Raw genomic sequence first — 4,053 nt, forward strand, 5'->3', positions numbered from 1 at the left:
CCTCCAGCAGGGCGGGAACCAGCTCCACGGCCAGCATACGGGCGCTTCCATCTGCTGACACGGGCGTTCGCCAGCACGAGCGGAGCCTCGAACGCGCGTGCCGTAATCGCTGAAGCAGCCGATGCGGCATGGATTGCACATGGCTGGGCAGGGATGCCGAGCGGTGGCGCGTCGGGAGATCTCGCGGTACCAGGCCGTTCCGGGGTGCTGTTTGTGCGGCCAGGGGCCGGGCTCGGCGTGCGGGGCGGCGCCGTAGCGGCCGGGCCCGGGCACCGGCCGCGCGGGTCCGCGTCAGCGGGCCCGCCTTGAAACCGCAGAGAAAGTTTCGACGCAACCCTCACCACGGAAGACCCCGGACCAGCCAGGATGCGGTCCTCGGCCAGCAGCCGTGCCCTCGCGCGGGGTCAGTCATGGGTGTGCTTGCCTTCGAGGCGGTCGAGTCGTACGCGCAGCTCCTGGATCTGGGCGAGTGCGTCGGCGAGGACGTCCATGCGAACCCGTGCCTGAATCTCTTCGGGACTGGGTCCGGTGAGAACCTCCACGGTTCCCGGTGCCCCCTGGCCTGGTCCGGAGCCGATGACGGTGACTTCCTCCACCCTCATCCCGCCTTCGTCGGCGGTGACGCCGCGGCGGACGCGGGCGGCACCTTGTGCTCCATGATCAGCACAAGGGGGCGGGCTGACCGCTGAACGGCAGCAGTTCCGCGAGGAGTTACGGCTGCAGGCGGCCGAGCGATTCGCCCGGGGCGAGGCGAGCTCGGTGATCGCCAAGGACCTGCGGGTCAGCGTCCGCTCGGTGCAGCGGTGGCGGCAGATGTGGGACGAGGGCGGCCCTCGGGCCCTGCGGTCGCAGGGGCCGGCGTCGCTGCCGCGGCTGAGTGAGAAGCAGTTCGCCCAACTGGANGAACGGCAGCAGTTCCGCGAGGAGTTACGGCTGCAGGCGGCCGAGCGATTCGCCCGGGGCGAGGCGAGCTCGGTGATCGCCAAGGACCTGCGGGTCAGCGTCCGCTCGGTGCAGCGGTGGCGGCAGATGTGGGACGAGGGCGGCCCTCGGGCCCTGCGGTCGCAGGGGCCGGCGTCGCTGCCGCGGCTGAGTGAGAAGCAGTTCGCCCAACTGGAGTCGGAGCTGGCCAAGGGGCCGGCCGCACACGGCTGGGAGGACCAACGCTGGACTTTGAGCCGTGTGAAGACGGTGATCGGACGGCGCTTCCACCTGACCTACACGGTCCAGGGCGTGCGCAAGCTGCTGGTGCGCAACGGCTGGTCCTGCCAGGTCCCGGCCCGACGCGCCATCGAGCGGGACGACGACGCCGTCGCAGGATGGGTCAAGGAGGTATGGCCCTGCGCGGAAGACTGGCGGCGGCCCGTGGAGCCTGGCTCGTCTTCGAGGACGAAGCCGGATTCTCCATGNNNNGCGCTGACCTGCTACAAACCCGGCCACCGGTCCCGGCTGATCTACCGGCCACGCAGGGACAACGGCCGCCGCGATGGCCGCAAGAGCTTCTCCTGGCGCGAGTACCGGGACCTGCTGACCGCCGCCCACCAGCAGCTCGGCGGCCCCATCGTGCTCATCTGGGACAACCTCAACGTCCACAAAGCTGCCGACCTGCGGCAATGGGCGGCAGCCCGGGACTGGCTGACCATCCACTACCTGCCGCCCTACGCACCCGACCTCAACCCGGTGGAAAGAATCTGGTCCCTCCTGCGACGTGGCTGGCTCTCCAACATCGCCTTCAGCACCCCCGAACACCTCGTCCAGCGCATCCGACGCGGCTTACGGCACATCCAGTACCGCCCCGGCCTCATAGACGGCTGCCTCGCCGAGACCGGCCTGGTCATCAGACCCACCTGACCAACCCAGCGACATCACGAGTTCAACCTCAGTAGCCAAACCGGCGGTCCTCTGNGCCAAACCGGCGGTCCTCTGGAGCATTGAGCTGTTCGTCGGCGCGCTGCTGTGGAGGCTGTCGTGCTCGTACTACTTCCCTCGCAGAAGGAGTTTGTTCGTGTCTGTTGCGGCTTTTGAGGAGAGCCTGTTGTCGGCTCGTCAGCGCGATGCCCTGCTTGACTGGATCGGGCAACTGCCGGGTGATGGACCGGTGCTGCGCGCCTTTTTCTCCTCGATCGCTTTCGCAGCGCTGAAGCCGGGGGAGGCGCTCGCCCTTCAGGTTCGTGACCTCCGTCTGCCGGTTGAAGGGGCCGGTGAGGTGGTGATCCGTCCTGGCTTCTCCCAGGCCGGGAAGGGAGAAGTGCGGGGCGTGGCCGGTGGGCGTGTTGTTCCTGCCTGCCCGCAGCTCGTGCAGATTCTCAAGGCCGAGGTTGCCCGGTGGGCCCTGCGCCCCGGGGATGCGCTCTTCACCCGTGACAACGGCCGGCCGCTGTCCCGGGCGCTCTACCAACAGGTGTGGCAGCAGGCGCGGAAGGCGGTCCTTGAGGAGCACGAGGCGGGCTCGCCGCTTGGCGCGGGAGTCTCCGACCTGCGGGATGCCTGTATCGAGGACTGGCTGAGAGGTCACCGCCCCATGTGGAAGGTCGTGGAGGTGGCGGAGCGTGTCGGTGTAAGTGCTGCCTCGCTTCTGCCTCGCTTCCCGGAGCGTGCCCAGGTGCCGGTGGAGCTCACGAACGCCCTGATCGAGGCCTGCTACGACATGCCCGGAGAAGGGAGCGGATCCTCCGCAGTCGAGGATCCCGGCTCAGTGCGGCCCGGGGGCTGACCACCGATTCCCCCACATCGGCGAGGCCACCTACCCGTCGCCGCCCCGGCCTTCCGTCCCTCCAGTCCTTGCCCCACCGCACAGAAATGTCTCCATGTCTGCACGACCGCTTTCCGTCCCTGCCGCTGCGCTCCCTGGTGGGGATGCCTGCGCGGCACCTGAGGTGCTCACCGTGCCGGAGGTCATGGCCGCGCTGCGGATGAGCCGCAGCAGGGTGTACGACCTGATCCGCTCCGGCGCTCTGCCCAGCTTCACCGAGGGCCGCTCGCGCCGCATCCCCGTCGAGTCCTTGCGCTCCTACATACACTCCAAGCTGCAGGAGGCTGCCTGAATGGCCAGACGCCGCGCCAACGGCGAAGGCACCATCACCCGACGCAAGGACGGCCGCTACCAGGCCGCCGCCTACGTCTACCGCCCCGACGGCACCCGCACCCGGAAATTCGTCTACGGCAAGACCCGTGCCGAGGTGGCAGGCAAGCTCACCGAGATCCAGGAGAAGACCCGTCAGGGGATCCCCGCCGCCACCTCCTCCATGGCGTTCGAGGACTACCTGGCTTACTGGCTCACCACGGTGGCTGCGGGACGCCTCAAACCCTCGACCTTCACCAGCTATGAGGTGATGGCCCGTCTGTACATCACCCCTGCGCTTGGCCGGAAGAAACTCAACCGGCTCAGCCCCGCCGACATCCGCGGCTTCCTCACCGCGTTCAAGGACGGCTGCCTGTGCTGCCTGCGTGGCCTGGACGCCGCCCGGCCCAGGGAGAAGCGCCGCTGCTGCGCGGCCGGGCGATGCTGCCGCCGCAGCCCCTCCGCCCGGACGGTGCAGTACGCCCACGCCGTGATGCGCGCTGCCCTGCAGCACGCGGTGCGTGAAGAGCTCATCGGCCGCAATGTGGCGCGCCTGGTGGAAACCCCGGCCGTGGCCAGGGAGGAAGTGAAACCGCTGGACCGCACCGAAGCCCGCATCCTGCTGAAGACCGCCCGCTCCCACCGCCTGCACGCCCTGTGGCTGCTGCTGGTCTCCACCGGCCTGCGCCGCGGTGAGGTCCTCGCCCTGACCTGGGGCGACATCGACCTGGACAAGCGGCAGCTGAGGGTGCGGCGCAACCTGCAGCGCATCCGGAAGGACCTGGTCTTCGGTACCCCCAAGACCGCGCGCTGAGGGGTCTCGCGTTTTCCGGACAGGGATGTAACCGGGTTATTTCATGAGGCGAGTTGGAGGCGCTGGTGGTCGGCGTGCGCCTCGCGTGGAGGTCGATAGCCGATGGCCGAGTGAAGTCGTCTGTGATTGTACCAGTGTTCGATATATCGGGTGATGTCGCGACGGGCCGCCTCGCGGG

At 68.8% G+C, this 4,053-nt stretch carries 5 protein-coding genes and 2 pseudogenes; 6 read left to right on the plus strand and 1 reads right to left on the minus strand.

Annotated elements, in window-relative coordinates:
* Positions 1-404: 404 nt before the first annotated feature.
* The gene (locus tag GQS09_RS27325; RefSeq protein WP_165990205.1) at positions 405-596 is read right to left on the minus strand and encodes a hypothetical protein; all 192 of its coding nucleotides are present in this window, start codon (positions 594-596) and stop codon (positions 405-407) included.
* Between the two features lie 82 nt (positions 597-678).
* Here GQS09_RS27325 and GQS09_RS30510 point away from each other — a divergent pair.
* The 6 genes and pseudogenes from GQS09_RS30510 to GQS09_RS27350 all read left to right on the plus strand — a co-directional run.
* A pseudogene (locus GQS09_RS30510) lies at positions 679-876 on the plus strand (helix-turn-helix domain-containing protein); the annotation flags it as partial.
* Positions 874-1,404 (plus strand): annotated as a pseudogene (locus tag GQS09_RS28820) (transposase); the annotation flags it as partial. The pseudogenes GQS09_RS30510 and GQS09_RS28820, both read left to right, overlap by 3 nt.
* 12 nt (positions 1,405-1,416) lie before the next feature.
* On the plus strand, positions 1,417-1,851 hold the full coding sequence (locus GQS09_RS27335; protein ID WP_399552621.1) for a transposase: 435 nt from the start codon (positions 1,417-1,419) through the stop codon (positions 1,849-1,851).
* A gap of 154 nt (positions 1,852-2,005) precedes the next feature.
* Entirely contained in the window at positions 2,006-2,713 is a 708-nt protein-coding gene (locus tag GQS09_RS27340) for a hypothetical protein (RefSeq protein WP_165990206.1), read from the plus strand.
* 172 nt (positions 2,714-2,885) lie between these two features.
* The gene (locus GQS09_RS30115; RefSeq protein ID WP_313896374.1) at positions 2,886-3,044 is read left to right on the plus strand and encodes a helix-turn-helix domain-containing protein; all 159 of its coding nucleotides are present in this window, start codon (positions 2,886-2,888) and stop codon (positions 3,042-3,044) included.
* Positions 3,045-3,875: a site-specific integrase gene (locus GQS09_RS27350; RefSeq protein ID WP_165990208.1), complete on the plus strand. Its 831-nt coding sequence runs from the start codon at positions 3,045-3,047 to the stop codon at positions 3,873-3,875.
* Positions 3,876-4,053: the final 178 nt, after the last annotated feature.

This window comes from Streptomyces sp. YIM 98790 (assembly GCF_011421595.1).
GTDB lineage: Bacteria > Actinomycetota > Actinomycetes > Streptomycetales > Streptomycetaceae > Streptomyces.

Excerpts from the sequence above, each read along its gene's own strand:
- GQS09_RS27350 (WP_165990208.1), top strand. The coding sequence starts at position 3,045 with ATGGCCAGACGCCGCGCCAACGGCGAAGGCACCATCACCCGACGCAAG.